This window comes from Bradyrhizobium diazoefficiens USDA 110 (assembly GCF_000011365.1).
In the GTDB taxonomy this organism is placed as follows: Bacteria; Pseudomonadota; Alphaproteobacteria; order Rhizobiales; family Xanthobacteraceae; genus Bradyrhizobium; species Bradyrhizobium diazoefficiens.
The window spans coordinates 7,833,155-7,846,661 of record NC_004463.1 but is presented as its reverse complement, the minus strand read 5'-3'; the positions used below and the strand labels follow the sequence as shown (position 1 = coordinate 7,846,661).

Here is a 13,507-nt window from a genome sequence, read left to right as displayed (position 1 = left end):
TGCCGATCGCTTTTTGTTGCTCGGGAGAGGCTCGCATGCCCGACCAGGGACAGGTCCCGCGACCTGGCGCAGCACGGAACGCCGCAGCCTTCGAGGAGGAAACGCCCTGGTGCGAGAAGCATCAGCAGATCGTGCGCGACGAGATCGAGGCCATCAACACGCGCCGCGAGGAGGCGCGGCAAATCGACCCCGACGGTATCGTCGCCTGCCAGATGCTCGACGTCGTCGGGCTCGCCTTGTCGGGCGGCGGCATCCGCTCCTCGGCCATGTGTCTCGGCGTGCTCCAGGCCCTGAACCACCACGATCTGATCGGACGGATCGACTATCTCTCCACCGTATCGGGTGGCGGCTACATCGGCACCTCGCTCAGCACGACCATGACGGTGACAGGGCGTTTTGTGTTCGGCGAGCGGCCGACGGGGGAAACCGTAACCGCCAGCGAGATCAGCGACACGCCGTCGGTCGGGCACATCAGGAATTATTCCAACTACCTGGTCCCGGCCGGCTTCCGCGATCTCCTGACCGGGATTGCGATCGTGGCGCGCGGCCTGATCGCCAATATCGGGCTGACGCTGCCGGCGGTGCTGCTGCTCGCCGCCGTTACCATCTGGTCGACCCCGCTGCGGAGCTGCCTGACGGTCGCGAACTTCTTCGGTGTCGATCTTGCCGACGGCGCTTCGCCGCAATGTGAGCTGCACCATTTCGGCTGGATCGCGGACCGTTTCGGTTTCGCCGCCATCGGCGCGATCGTTGCGCTGGTGCTGCTTGCCTGCGGTGGAATTGCCTATCTGCTCTCACGCGCGGAACGGGGCATCGGCCCAACCGTCTTCCTGACCTATGCCGCGGGCATCGCGTTCCTGCTTGGCATCGCGTGCGACTTCGCCCGCGTCCTTCAGATCAGGAATTTCGCGCTGACGCTGGCAACGGCGATCATCGGCATCGGCCTGTTCTTCGGCTGGGCGCTCAAGCAGTCATTTGCAAGTCCCGAGAACCGCCAGGAGTTTCGCTCGCATTGGCCGACGGCCGGCGCGACCTTCCTGGTGCTGCTTGCCGTGATCGCGTTCTTCGAGTTCCAGCCCTTCATGCTGTTGCAGATGTTCGATGTCGTCGACAGCAACACGATCGGCGGGCCGGTCGGCGGCGTCGCCGTCACCTGGATCAAATCGCTCGCCGCGATTGCCGCGCCGATCGGCATATTCGTCACGGCCTTCAGGCAGCAGTTCGCCGAACTCCTGAAGGGCAACAGCGTATCCTCGCAATGGGGCTCGCTGGTGCTCGCGATCATCGCCAAGGTCGCGCTGTGGATCGCGGGATTGGCGCTGCCGCTGATCATCTGGGTCGCCTATCTCTATCTGTCCTATTGGGGCATCGCCAACGATCCGATCGAAAAATGCCAGGCGCCTCTGACCGTTATTGCGCAGAAGGGCTGTCTCGCCGCCAATAAATCGACTGTGCCCGCGTCGGCAAACCTGTCGGGCAAGATCGAGTTCGACGCGGCTGCCGGCACCCTCTCGGCCGAGATCACGCCAAAAGCTGCCGCAGCGACGGCGACGACGGACTGGTTGACGCCGGTATCCCACGTTCCGGCGTGGCTCGCATTTGCCGCGGGCAATGTCGCAAGACAATTCGATTGGACGGATCGAGGCTCCGGCTACGCGCACAGCCTGCCCGTGGTGATCCTGTACGCGCTCGTCGGCATGCTGCTGTTTGCGATCTCCTGGTCCCTGACGCCGAATGCGAATTCGCTGCACCGCCTCTACCGCGACCGGCTGAGCAAGGCTTTCCTGTTCGACCCCGGCCGCTCGGCAGACGGCAATATCGCGCGCGCCGAGGCGAGCCTCGACCAGGGGCGCGATTTCAAGCCGCTCGATCGCATGAAGTTGAGCGAGCTTTTCGTGGTCGCGGACGACGGTGCCACGACGACCGATCGGCCGGCCGCGCCGAAGCTGCGGGCGCCCTATCATCTCATCAACACGGCGCTCAACATCCAGGGGTCGGACTTCGCCAACCGGCGCGGCCGCAATGCGGACTTCTTCGTCTTCTCGCCGCTCTATGTCGGCAGCGAGGCGACGCGGTACGCCAGGACGCCGGCGGTCGAGCGTCTGGAGCAAAGCCTCGACCTTGCCACCGCTATGGCGATCTCCGGGGCGGCGGCGTCGTCGAACATGGGCTCGAACTCGATCAAGGCGCTGACGCCGACGCTCGCGCTGTTGAACGTGCGGCTGGGCTACTGGCTGAACAACCCGCGCTATGTCGAGGCCACAGCCCGGCCGCAGCGCCGCTCCACGCCGCTGTTCCTGTGGTCGGAAATCTCGGGCCGTCTCTACGAGAACAGCGATGGCGTTTATCTCACCGACGGCGGCCACATCGAAAATCTCGGCGTCTACGAGCTGCTGCGCCGGCGCTGCAAGGTGATCGTCGCGGTCGACGCGGAAGCCGACGCACCGATGAATTTCGCCTCGCTGATGAAGCTGCAGCGCTATGCCCGCATCGACCTCGGGGTCCGGATCGATCTGCCCTGGACGCCGATCCGCGACCGCACGCGCGCCATCATGGCGGAGAACGCCGACAGGAAGTCCGCACAAGCGTCCTCCGGCGCCACGGACGAGGCTCCGCACGTTCATGTGGCGATCGGCAGCATCGACTATGGCGGCGATGACAAGGGCTATCTCGTCTATATCAAGTCCTCGCTCTCCAGCGACGAGAACGACTACATCCGCGACTATGCGCGGCGGAACGACACCTTCCCCCACGAGACCACCGGCGATCAGTTCTTCTCGGAGGAGCAGTTCGAGGTCTATCGCGCGCTGGGGTTCCACATGACCCATGGCTTCCTGGCCGGCGACCATTCCGTGGCGGTCGGTCCCGGTACGGATCCGCGCATGGCGCGATTTACCGAGGCGGGCGAGAAGGCGATCGACGCGGTCCGCGCGGCGCTCGGTCTTCCGGAGCCCCGGCGACCGACCGTGAGTGTCACCGCCACGATGATCGATCAGGGCTGAGCGGCGCGAGAGCCCGAATTCCCGGCAATCGGAATTCCAAATGACCTGATTTGCGGGAAAACCGCGCTTGCCTGCCGTTGCCCTGCCCGAAAGATTAAGGTATCCCAGCCCCAGAATTCGACTTTCGACTGGGGACAATCCATGGCTGACCATAGCGAAGTGGCGTACACCACTGCCGACGGCAACGACTACGTTGCCCACGAGCAGACCTATGAGGGCTTCATCAAGCTGGTGAAATACGGCACGGCCTCGGTCGCGCTCATCGTGATCCTGATGGCGATCTTCCTCACCTGATCCATCGTCTGCCGCACCGACAGCGCCGTCGGTGCCCATAAAATTTGCATTCAAACCGGTGCCAAAACCGGTATCCAACGTTGCGGGAGTGACGCTAAGTTTGCGTGCGCGCTTTTTCCCGCGCCGCCGGAGGGCCTATGAAGATCGCCGTTGCCAAGGAAATCGATCCGTCGGAGCCGCGCGTTGCCGCTTCGCCTGATACGGTGAAGAAGTTCAAAGCGCTCGGCGCCGAGATCGCCGTCGAGCCGGGCGCCGGCCTCAAGTCGGGGCTGCCGGACTCCGAATTCACCGCCGTGGGTGCCACCGTCAGCACTGACGCGCTGAAGGACGCCGACATCATCATCAAGGTGAAGCGCCCCGAGGCATCGGAGCTTGCGCAATACAAGCGTGGGGCGCTCGTCATCGCCATCATGGACCCTTACGGTAACGATGCCGCGCTGAAGGCGATGGCCGATGCCGGCGTTTCCGCATTCGCGATGGAATTGATGCCGCGCATCACGCGCGCGCAGGTGATGGACGTGCTGTCCTCGCAGGCCAACCTTGCCGGCTACCGCGCCGTGATCGAGGGCGCCGAAGCCTTCGGCCGCGCCTTCCCGATGATGATGACCGCCGCCGGCACCGTGCCCGCCGCGAAAGTGTTCGTGATGGGCGTCGGCGTCGCCGGCCTCCAGGCGATCGCGACCGCGCGCCGCCTCGGCGCCATCGTCACTGCGACCGACGTACGGCCCGCGACGAAAGAGCAGGTGGAATCGCTCGGCGCCAAGTTCCTCGCCGTCGAGGACGAGGAGTTCAAGAACGCGCAGACCGCGGGCGGCTACGCCAAGGAAATGTCGAAAGAGTATCAGGCCAAGCAGGCCGCGCTCACCGCCGAGCACATCAAGAAGCAGGACATCGTGATCACCACGGCGCTGATTCCGGGCCGGCCGGCGCCCAAGCTCGTCTCGGGCGAGATGGTCAAGTCGATGAAGCCGGGTTCGGTGCTGGTCGATCTCGCGGTCGAGCGCGGCGGCAATGTCGAGGGCGCGAAGCCGGGCGAGGTCGTCGATCTCGATGGCATCAAGATCGTCGGCTACACCAACGTCGCCGGCCGCGTCGCGGCCTCGGCCTCCAGCCTCTACGCGCGCAATCTGTTCTCCTTCATCGAGACCATGGTCGACAAGAAGGAGAAGAAGCTCGCCGTGAATTGGGACGACGAACTCGTCAAGGCGACCGCGCTGACCAAGGACGGCGCTGTCATCCACCCGAACTTCCAGCCGAAGGTCTAAGGAGAGCCGCCATGGAGCATGCAGCACAGGTCGTCGACCCCTTCGTCTTCCGGCTGTCGATCTTCGTTCTCGCCGTCTTCGTCGGCTATTTCGTGGTGTGGTCGGTGACGCCGGCATTGCATACGCCGCTGATGAGCGTGACCAACGCGATCTCCTCGGTGATCGTGGTCGGTGCGCTGCTCGCCGGCGGCGTCGCGAACGTCTCGAGCGGCTCGGGCTGGGCACGCGCCTTCGGCTTCGTGGCGCTGATCTTCGCCTGCGTGAACATCTTCGGCGGCTTCCTTGTCACCCAGCGCATGCTGGCGATGTACAAGAAGAAGTCGAAGTAAGCGGCCACCTCGGGCTGAAGGGATCAATGGGGACCTGAGATGAACGCCAATCTCTCTGCATTCTTGTATCTCGTGGCGGGGGTGCTGTTCATCCTGTCGCTGCGGGGATTGTCGAGCCCGGCTTCTTCCCGCCAGGGCAATTTGTTCGGCATGATCGGCATGGCGATCGCGGTCGCCACCACGCTCGCCAACCATCCGCCGGCTGACGGCCTGGCCTGGGTGCTGGTCATCGTCGGCATCGCCATCGGCGGCGCCATCGGCGCGGTCATCGCGCGCCGCGTGCCGATGACCTCGATGCCGGAACTGGTCGCTGCCTTCCACTCGCTGGTCGGCATGGCCGCGGTGCTGGTCGCTGCCGGCGCGTTCTACGCGCCTGAAGCGTTCGACATTGGCACGCCCGGCAACATCCATGGCCAGAGCCTCGTTGAAATGTCGCTCGGCGTCGCCATCGGCGCGCTGACCTTCACCGGTTCGGTGATCGCGTTCCTGAAGCTGTCCGCGCGGATGAGCGGTGCGCCGATCATCCTGCCGTTCCGTCACATCATCAACATCGCGCTCGCCGTGGCGCTGGTGTTCTTCATCGTCGGTCTCGTGCTGACCGGCAGCGCGTTCGACTTCTGGATGATCGTTATCCTCGCGTTGGCGCTCGGCGTGCTCATGATCATCCCGATCGGCGGCGCCGACATGCCGGTCGTGATCTCGATGCTGAACTCCTACTCCGGTTGGGCCGCGGCTGGTATCGGCTTCACCCTCGGCAACTCCGCGCTGATCATCACCGGCGCGCTGGTCGGCTCCTCGGGCGCGATCCTGTCCTACATCATGTGCCACGCGATGAACCGGTCCTTCATCTCGGTCATTCTCGGCGGCTTCGGCGGCGAGACGGCTGCCGCCGGCGGCGGCACCGGCGAGCAGAAGCCCGCCAAGCTCGGCTCGGCGGATGACGCGGCCTTCATCATGAAGAACGCCTCCAAGGTCATCATCGTGCCCGGCTACGGCATGGCGGTGGCGCAGGCCCAGCACGCGCTGCGCGAAATGGCCGACATGCTGAAGAAGGAAGGCGTCGAGGTGAAATACGCCATTCACCCCGTGGCCGGCCGCATGCCCGGCCACATGAACGTGCTGCTGGCCGAAGCCAACGTGCCCTATGACGAGGTGTTCGAGCTCGAGGACATCAACTCCGAGTTCGCGCAGGCCGATATCGCCTTCGTGATCGGCGCCAACGACGTCACCAACCCGGCGGCCGAAGAGGACAAGACCTCCCCGATCTACGGCATGCCCGTGCTCCAGGTCTGGAAGGCCGGCACCGTGATGTTCATCAAGCGCTCGCTCGCCTCGGGCTATGCCGGCATCGACAATCCGCTGTTCTACCGCGACAACACCATGATGCTGCTCGGCGACGCCAAGAAGGTCACCGAGAACATCGTCAAGGCGATGTAGCCCGCGAGGGAAGCGGATCGTGGCCATCAACAAGGAATGGCACCGGTCCCATCGCATGCCACCCAAAGCGACGCGCGAGCAGCGCGTCAAATGGCACGCCGCGCATGCGGCGGCGTGCGGCTGCCGCGACGTTCCCGCGAGCATCCGGCTCGACGTCATGAAATTGCTGCGGAGCCGGCGCAAGCCCTGAGCCGGAGACCGGCCGCATCATCATGACCATCGTCAAGTGGATCGCCATCCTGCTCGCGGCCGTCTATTGCGCCGGTCTCGTCGTGCTGTATGTCCGGCAGCGCGAGATGCTGTTTCCGATCCCACCCGTCGGTCGCACCGCTCCGGATGCCGCCGGCCTGCCCGAGGCGGAAGAGCACGTCCTGAACACGTCCGATGCCGAGAAGGTCATCGTCTGGCACGTGCCGGCCAGGCCCGGCCGCCCCGTGATTCTGTATTTTCCGGGCAACGGCGATTTTCTCGCGGGCGGCGTCAGCCGCTTCAAGGCGATGACCGCCGACGGCACCGGCCTCGTCGCGCTGTCCTATCGCGGCTATGCCGGCTCCTCCGGCGCGCCGAGCGAGGAGGGCCTGCTGCGCGATGCCGCGGCCGCCTACGCCTTCACGACGGCGCGCTATGCAGCGGAACGAATCGTCGCCTGGGGCTTCTCGCTCGGAACGGGCGTTGCGGTCGCCATCGCCGCCGAACATCCGGTCCGCAAGCTGGTCCTGGAGGCGCCGTACACCTCGACGGTCGATGTTGCTGCCGCGGCGTTCCGCTTCGCTCCGGTCCGCCTCCTGATGCGCGATCAGTTTCGCTCCGACGAGCGGATCGCGCGCGTCACGGTGCCGCTCTTGGTGATGCATGGCACCAATGACCTTGCCATTTCGATCATGTTCGGAGAGCGTCTGTTCGCGCTCGCGCATGAACCGAAGCAGTTCGTTCGCTTTGCGGGCGGCGGACACGACAATCTTGATGCTTTCGGTGCGATTGAAACAGCAAAGCGCTTCATTGCTTCCTAGACGGCTCGTGATGCTGCGCGGCGACCTGTCCGTCGCTGCGATCCTCGCGCTGTTGCCGCAGCAGGCATGGGCCGCGATGGAACTCGACGGCGCGGCGATGCGCTGGCCCTATGCACTGCCCTTTGCCGGTCTCCTGCTGTCGATCGCGCTCGGGCCGCTGCTGTTTGCAAAGTTCTGGCACCACCATTACGGCAAGATCGCCGCGGCCTGGTCACTGCTGGCACTCGGCTCGCTGGTCTGGCTCGCAGGAGGCATGGCGACGCTGGCCGCACTCGTCCACGCCATGCTCGCCGAATATCTCGGCTTCATCGTGCTGCTGTTCTCGCTCTATGTCGTGGCCGGCGGCATTCTCATCACGGGCGACATCAGGGGCACGCCGGCGGCGAATGCCGGCATCCTCGCGCTCGGCACGCTGATGGCGAGCGTCGTCGGCACCACCGGGGCGGCGATGATCCTGATCCGCCCCCTGATCCGGGCCAACCGGCCGCGGCGCCGCAACGCTCATGTCGTCATCTTCTTCATCATCCTGGTCGCCAATGTCGGCGGCGCGCTGAGCCCGCTCGGCGATCCCCCGCTGTTCGTCGGCTTCCTGCACGGCGTCGACTTCTTCTGGACCACGCGGAACATCTGGCTGCAGACGACGATCGTTGCCGGACTGCTGCTCGTCATCTTCGTCGCCGTCGACGTCTGGCGTTTCAGGAGCGAGCCGCCGCCCGGCGACACGGGTCCTTTGAAGCCGGTGCGGATCCGCGGCCTCGTCAACCTCGTGCTGATTGCAGCCATCGTCGCGAGCCTGCTGGCCTCGGCGATGTGGAAGCCCGGCATTGCCTTCGACATTCTCGGAACCAGGCTGGAGCTGGAAGACATCGCCCGCAACGTGGCGCTGCTGGCCATTGCGGCGCTGTCGGTGTGGCTGACGCCGGACGAGCACAGGCAGGCCAACGGCTTCACCTGGGAGCCGATCCGCGAAGTCGCAAAGCTGTTCGCGGGCATCTTTGTCGCCATCATCCCGGTCATTGCCATGCTCGATGCCGGGCACCACGGCGCCTTCGCCTGGCTTTTGTCCGCCGTCACGGCACCGGACGGAACGCCGCGCGAGGTCGCCTATTTCTGGTTCACGGGTGTGATGTCGGCGTTCCTCGACAATGCGCCGACCTACCTGCTGTTCTTCGAGCTCGCCGGCGGCGACCCGCAGGTGCTGATGCATGCGCTCTCGGGCACGCTCGCCTCCATCTCCATGGGCGCGGTCTACATGGGGGCGCTCACCTATATCGGCAATGCGCCGAACTTCATGGTCGCCAGCATCGCCCGCGAGAACGGCGTCGAGATGCCGAGCTTCTTCGGCTATCTCCTGCGCGCCGGCGCCGTGCTGATCCCGCTGTTCCTGCTGCTGACCGTCCTGCCGGTCGCGCCGTTCCTGCACTGGCATTGAATCTGCCGGCCGATTTGCTACTGCTCGGATCTACAACTGGAGCTGGTGGATGAGCGCGCATAATCCGATGCCACGGTCGGCCTGGATCTTCCCGGCGCTGGCCGTGCTGTTGTTTGCGGCCGTCAGTGCGACGGGCTACGTCTTCACGCTCTCGCTGGGCGGGCTCGTCTTCGCGATCGTCCTACTGGTCATCCTGTTCGGCACGGTGTTCGCCGCCGTTCATCATGCCGAAGTGATCGCCGAACGGGTCGGCGAGCCCTATGGCACGCTGGTGCTGACGCTCTCGGTGACCATCATCGAGGTGGCCCTGATCACCACCATCATGCTGGGCGACAAGCCGGCGCCGGAACTGGCGCGCGACACCGTGTTCGCCGTGGTCATGATCGTCTGCAACGGTCTCGTCGGGCTCTGCATCTTTATCGGCGGCCTGCGCTATCGCGAGCAGGGTTTTCAGCTCTCCGGGGCCAACGTCTATCTCAGCGTCCTGTTCGCGCTCGCGACCATCACGCTGATCATGCCGAATTACACGACCACCACGCCGGGCCCGGTCTATTCGGCGGTTCAGCTCGGCTTCGTCGACGTGGTGACGCTCGCGCTCTACGCGGTGTTTCTCTACACCCAGACCGTCCTGCACAAGGACTACTTCGTTCATGAACGGGCGGAGGGCGAGGGCGGGGAGGCGCACCCGTCGGCCGGGGCGCTTGCGCTCACCGTGGGGCTGCTCCTGGTCTCGCTCCTGGCAGTCGTGCTGCTGGCCAAGAAATTCTCGCTCGTGGTCGATGCCGTGGCCGCAAGGATCGGCGCGCCGCCGGCCTTTGCCGGCCTTCTGGTCGCGCTTCTGATCCTGATGCCCGAAGGTGTCTCGGCCATTGCGGCGGCCCGCAAGAACGATCTCCAGAAGAGCATCAACCTCGCCCTCGGCTCCTCGCTGGCGACCATCGGTCTCACCATCCCGGCCGTCGGCATCGCCACCTATGCCTTCGACAAGGAGCTCGAGCTCGGCCTCAGCGCCCAGGGCAGCGTCCTTTTGCTCCTGACCTTCTTTTTGAGCATGCTGACCTTCGGCACGGGCAGGACCAATGTCCTGTTCGGGCTGGTCCATATGGTGGTATTTGCCGTCTACGTGTTCATGGTTTTCGTGCCCTGAAGCGCGGTCGCGCTTCTGGTTATTGTTTGAGCACGGTCTTTCCGGAAAGCCGCCCCACACTTTTCCGGATCATGCCTGAAGGAGTTCCCTATGCTTGCCGCCAAGTCCGAGGTTCAGATCGACAACGAAGAGGTCCGGGTGACCGAATGGCGGCTCGCCCCGGGCAGCGCGACCGGGCACCACACCCACGGGATGGACTATGTGATTGTTCCTGTCGTCGCCGGCGAAATGACCATCGTGGCCCCCGGCGGCGAGCGTTCCAAGGCGCAGCTCGCGGCCGGAAAATCCTACTTCCGCAAAGCCGGCGTCCAGCACGACGTACTTAACGAAACCTCAACTGAGATCGTGTTCCTTGAGATCGAGCTGAAGCTGTAAGTCCCGCGTTACCGTTTGCCATCGATCCGTCGCAGTTGATCCCTTACAATGCCCCAAAGTTCCCGCATCAGATCGCGCGGGGAGTGGCCGAGAAATGCTGAAATACCTCGCTAAAATCTCGATGGATATTTTCCCCTCGGTGCTCGCGACGATCATCGGGGCGTACATCGTTAATCACTACATCAACGCCAAGCCGGCGGCCGATACCCCTACGGCCGTGGTGGCACCCGCCGAGGCTGGCAAGAACGGGAAGCCCGCCGACGTCGCCAACCTGCCGGCGCCCGGCGTCAAGGCCAAGGGTGTCTCCGAAAAGAGCGTTTCCGAGAAGACTGCGACGGACAAGGCTGCGGCCGAGAAGCCCGCCGACAAGCCTGAGACCAAGGCTGCGGACGTCGCTCCCGCCGACACCACCTCGCATGGCCGCCCCCCGGCGCGCGAGAAAGCGGCCGCGAAGTCGATCCCGGCAGCTACCGCCCCGGTGGTGGAGGCCAATTCTGCGCCGGCGGCGGCGTCCCCGGCTGCGGCCCCCGACGCCAACGATCTGGCGCGTGCCGCCATCGAGCGTCTTCGCAAGTCGCCTGAGGGCAAGGCTGCCGAAGCCAAAGCCGCCGAGACCAAGCCGGTCGAGCGGACCCCCGAGCCCGCGGTGCGCGAGGCCACCCGCGTCCCCGAGGCCCCGCGTGTCGTCACGACGGAGCCGTCCGCGGTCCGTCCGCTGCCGCCGCCGATCACGGTGTCCACGCCCTCGCCCGAGCCGTATGGCAATGGCGGTTCGTCGCCGTCCTACACGGCCTCGGTCGGCAATGACGACCCGAATCGGATCACGCCGCCGGCTGACATTCCCGTGCCGGTGATCGCGCCTCCGCTCGATCTGCGTGCCGATGCCGGTGTGTCCGTGCCGCGGCCGAAGAAGACCAATGTCGCCGACGAGATGCTGTCCGGCGTCAAGTCGATGTTCCACGCCGTTCTGCCGAAGAGCGCCACCCCCGACTAAGACGGCCCTTGCGCCGCGCTGTCAGCCGCCGACGCGGGCGAGGCCGCTGCGGGCGGCATCGTCGCGTGGACGAAGTGCGACCGCCTTGGTGTAGGACGCTGCCGCCTTGGCCTTGTCACCCAGCCGCTCATAGGCCTGCCCGCGCGCGGTCCAGACCTGGGCATTGTGCGGATCGGCCTCGGAAGCCTCGTCGAGATCGGCCGTCGCCTCCTTGATCTTGCCGAGGGCGAGATGGCTGATGGCGCGGCCGAGCAGGGGCTCGGCCTTTTGCGGGTTGAGCCCGCTCGCGGCGGTGAAATCGGCGACGGCGAAATCGTGCTGGTTGTTGCCCTGGTAGATCAGCGCGCGGCCATAGAGCGCCTGCGCGTTGTAGGGATCGAGTCCGACCGCGCGATTGAATTCGTCGAGCGCTGCAGCCGTCTCGCCTGACTTGGCCAGGGCCTGGGCCTTTGCGGTGTGGGCCTGGGCCTCAGTGACGTTGCCGGGGCTGACCGCGCTCTCGGTGGCGGCCGCCGCCTTGGGGGCCTCCTGCGGCTTTTCCTTCTCCGGCATCAGCGATCCCAGATCGAAGGAGCAGCCGCACAGTGCGATCCCCATCAAGGCCAGTGCGAACGGTTGCTGCCAGATCTGGCGCAGTCGCGCCAAGCCACGCTCGGGGAAAGGGGAGGCCATCTACGGTTCGCTCGCGCTAGAGCATGATCCGGACCCGAAGGGCCGCGTCAGCGCAAAATGTGCCGCGGTTTTCCGAAAAGATCATGCTCAAACAACAATCTAAAGCGCGACGACCAACCTCGTCGCGCTTTAGCGCCGCATCGGTAGTGCCCCGTCCCAGAAAGGCACCGCTCACAAACAATAACGCGGGCCAGCGGCCCGCGTTATCGAAAACTGAGGTCTTACAAATTCGGCAAATCAGCGCGGTCCGCGCGGACCAGCACCCGGGCCGCCACGGCCGCCGCGCTCACCACCGGCGCCAGCGCCGAACACCGGCTTCGGCTTCATCGGCAGCAGGCCTTCACGCTGGAGCTTCTTGCGGGCCAGCTTGCGCGCGCGGCGCACGGCTTCGGCCTTTTCGCGGGCCTTCTTCTCAGAGGGCTTTTCGTAGTGACCGCGGAGCTTCATCTCGCGGAAAATACCCTCGCGCTGCATCTTCTTCTTCAGCGCCTTGAGGGCTTGATCGACATTGTTATCGCGAACGAGAACCTGCACGCGGCATCCTCTTCAGTGGATCGGATTTGAATTCTGGTAAGTCAAAGGGGATGGCAAAACGCACAAGCCCTTAGCCTTGAGCGCGCGGATGTATCAGACAAAACCCTGGATGTCCACCTGCCAAGCGGGTTTTCGGGCCAAGTTCAGCCATTAAATGGGGCGAAAATACCTCTGTGCGGCCCCGATTTGGGAGATTTGGTGCCTTTGGCGGGGCGGCGACCGGAGCTTTGTTCCGGAAACTTTGAAATGAGGGGACGACACATGGATATGAAGAAATATGCTGCCGAGGCCATCGGCACCTTTTGGCTCACATTCGCAGGTTGTGGCAGCGCGGTGATCGCGGCCGGTTTCCCGCAGGTCGGAATCGGCCTGGTCGGCGTGTCCCTGGCTTTCGGCTTAAGCGTCGTCACCATGGCCTACGCGATCGGTCACATCTCGGGCTGTCATCTCAATCCGGCCGTCACGGTCGGCCTTGCCGCCGGCGGGCGCTTTCCGGCCGGACAGATCCTGCCTTACGTGATTGCGCAGGTCTGCGGTGCGATCGTTGCCGCCGAACTGCTCTACATCATCGCCAGCGGCGCCCCAGGCTTCGACGTCACCAAGGGCTTCGCGTCGAACGGGTACGACGCGCATTCGCCCGGCCAGTACAGCATGATGGCCTGCTTCCTCACCGAGGTGGTGATGACCATGATGTTCCTGTTCATCATCATGGGTGCCACCCATGGCCGCGCGCCCGCGGGCTTCGCGCCGCTCGCGATCGGGCTTGCGCTGGTGATGATCCATCTCGTCAGCATTCCCGTCACCAACACGTCGGTGAACCCGGCGCGCAGCACGGGCCCCGCGCTGTTCGTCGGCGGCTGGGCGATGGCGCAGCTCTGGCTGTTCTGGGTCGCGCCACTGATCGGCGGCGCGCTTGGCGGGGTGATCTATCGCTGGCTCAGCGAGGAGCCCACCGGCGTCGTCGCAGGCGCGAAGGCGGCCTAGAGCGTTTTCGAGCGAAGTGGATACCGGTTCGC

The 13,507-nt window shown here is 65.0% G+C and carries 14 protein-coding genes; 12 read left to right on the top strand and 2 right to left on the bottom strand.

Annotated features, from left to right (window positions below; translation table 11 throughout):
• Positions 1-35: 35 nt before the first annotated feature.
• From BJA_RS36135 to BJA_RS36090, 11 genes are all read left to right on the top strand, one after another.
• Positions 36-3,002, top strand: a complete 2,967-nt coding sequence (locus BJA_RS36135) for a cell division protein (RefSeq protein WP_011089864.1) — start codon at positions 36-38, stop codon at positions 3,000-3,002.
• A gap of 141 nt (positions 3,003-3,143) precedes the next feature.
• Complete coding sequence (locus tag BJA_RS36130) at positions 3,144-3,296, top strand: aa3-type cytochrome c oxidase subunit IV (protein WP_008136857.1); 153 nt, start codon at positions 3,144-3,146, stop codon at positions 3,294-3,296.
• Between the two features lie 137 nt (positions 3,297-3,433).
• Positions 3,434-4,561, top strand: coding sequence for a Re/Si-specific NAD(P)(+) transhydrogenase subunit alpha (locus tag BJA_RS36125; protein ID WP_038965507.1), 1,128 nt, complete (start codon positions 3,434-3,436; stop codon positions 4,559-4,561).
• An 11-nt stretch (positions 4,562-4,572) separates the two neighbouring features.
• Complete coding sequence (locus BJA_RS36120; RefSeq protein WP_011089862.1) at positions 4,573-4,890, top strand: proton-translocating transhydrogenase family protein; 318 nt, start codon at positions 4,573-4,575, stop codon at positions 4,888-4,890.
• A gap of 39 nt (positions 4,891-4,929) precedes the next feature.
• Positions 4,930-6,327: an NAD(P)(+) transhydrogenase (Re/Si-specific) subunit beta gene (locus BJA_RS36115; RefSeq protein ID WP_011089861.1), complete on the top strand. Its 1,398-nt coding sequence runs from the start codon at positions 4,930-4,932 to the stop codon at positions 6,325-6,327.
• 19 nt (positions 6,328-6,346) lie between these two features.
• Positions 6,347-6,517 (top strand): hypothetical protein, encoded by a 171-nt coding sequence (locus BJA_RS42475; protein ID WP_165448174.1) that lies wholly within the window; start codon positions 6,347-6,349, stop codon positions 6,515-6,517.
• Positions 6,518-6,539: 22 nt separating this feature from the next.
• Complete coding sequence (locus BJA_RS36110; protein WP_011089860.1) at positions 6,540-7,337, top strand: alpha/beta hydrolase; 798 nt, start codon at positions 6,540-6,542, stop codon at positions 7,335-7,337.
• Positions 7,338-7,347: 10 nt separating this feature from the next.
• On the top strand, positions 7,348-8,769 hold the full coding sequence (locus BJA_RS36105) for a sodium:proton antiporter (protein ID WP_162494151.1): 1,422 nt from the start codon (positions 7,348-7,350) through the stop codon (positions 8,767-8,769).
• A 49-nt stretch (positions 8,770-8,818) separates the two neighbouring features.
• Positions 8,819-9,916 (top strand): calcium:proton antiporter, encoded by a 1,098-nt coding sequence (locus BJA_RS36100; protein WP_011089858.1) that lies wholly within the window; start codon positions 8,819-8,821, stop codon positions 9,914-9,916.
• 90 nt (positions 9,917-10,006) lie between these two features.
• Positions 10,007-10,291: a cupin domain-containing protein gene (locus BJA_RS36095; protein ID WP_011089857.1), complete on the top strand. Its 285-nt coding sequence runs from the start codon at positions 10,007-10,009 to the stop codon at positions 10,289-10,291.
• Positions 10,292-10,385: 94 nt separating this feature from the next.
• Positions 10,386-11,285: a hypothetical protein gene (locus BJA_RS36090; protein ID WP_011089856.1), complete on the top strand. Its 900-nt coding sequence runs from the start codon at positions 10,386-10,388 to the stop codon at positions 11,283-11,285.
• Between the two features lie 21 nt (positions 11,286-11,306).
• On the opposite strand, the gene BJA_RS36085 is transcribed toward BJA_RS36090, so the two are convergent.
• Both BJA_RS36085 and rpsU read right to left on the bottom strand, forming a co-directional pair.
• Positions 11,307-11,957, bottom strand: a complete 651-nt coding sequence (locus BJA_RS36085) for a tetratricopeptide repeat protein (RefSeq protein WP_011089855.1) — start codon at positions 11,955-11,957, stop codon at positions 11,307-11,309.
• A gap of 237 nt (positions 11,958-12,194) precedes the next feature.
• A complete protein-coding gene (gene rpsU / locus BJA_RS36080; protein ID WP_011089854.1) occupies positions 12,195-12,491 on the bottom strand; it encodes a 30S ribosomal protein S21 in 297 nt (98 codons plus the stop codon).
• A gap of 261 nt (positions 12,492-12,752) precedes the next feature.
• Between rpsU and aqpZ the strand changes: the two genes are divergently transcribed.
• Positions 12,753-13,475 carry an aquaporin Z gene (aqpZ, locus tag BJA_RS36075; RefSeq protein WP_011089853.1) on the top strand — a complete coding sequence of 241 codons (723 nt, stop codon included), beginning with the start codon at positions 12,753-12,755 and terminating at the stop codon, positions 13,473-13,475.
• The last annotated feature ends 32 nt before the right edge of the window (positions 13,476-13,507 follow it).

Coding starts and splice junctions, on each gene's coding strand:
- BJA_RS36135 (WP_011089864.1), top strand. CDS start 36: ATGCCCGACCAGGGACAGGTCCCGCGACCTGGCGCAGCACGGAACGCC.
- BJA_RS36130 (WP_008136857.1), top strand. CDS start 3,144: ATGGCTGACCATAGCGAAGTGGCGTACACCACTGCCGACGGCAACGAC.
- BJA_RS36125 (WP_038965507.1), top strand. CDS start 3,434: ATGAAGATCGCCGTTGCCAAGGAAATCGATCCGTCGGAGCCGCGCGTT.
- BJA_RS36120 (WP_011089862.1), top strand. CDS start 4,573: ATGGAGCATGCAGCACAGGTCGTCGACCCCTTCGTCTTCCGGCTGTCG.
- BJA_RS36115 (WP_011089861.1), top strand. CDS start 4,930: ATGAACGCCAATCTCTCTGCATTCTTGTATCTCGTGGCGGGGGTGCTG.
- BJA_RS36110 (WP_011089860.1), top strand. CDS start 6,540: ATGACCATCGTCAAGTGGATCGCCATCCTGCTCGCGGCCGTCTATTGC.
- BJA_RS36105 (WP_162494151.1), top strand. CDS start 7,348: ATGCTGCGCGGCGACCTGTCCGTCGCTGCGATCCTCGCGCTGTTGCCG.
- BJA_RS36100 (WP_011089858.1), top strand. CDS start 8,819: ATGAGCGCGCATAATCCGATGCCACGGTCGGCCTGGATCTTCCCGGCG.
- BJA_RS36095 (WP_011089857.1), top strand. CDS start 10,007: ATGCTTGCCGCCAAGTCCGAGGTTCAGATCGACAACGAAGAGGTCCGG.
- BJA_RS36090 (WP_011089856.1), top strand. CDS start 10,386: ATGCTGAAATACCTCGCTAAAATCTCGATGGATATTTTCCCCTCGGTG.
- BJA_RS36085 (WP_011089855.1), bottom strand. CDS start 11,957: ATGGCCTCCCCTTTCCCCGAGCGTGGCTTGGCGCGACTGCGCCAGATC.
- aqpZ (WP_011089853.1), top strand. CDS start 12,753: ATGGATATGAAGAAATATGCTGCCGAGGCCATCGGCACCTTTTGGCTC.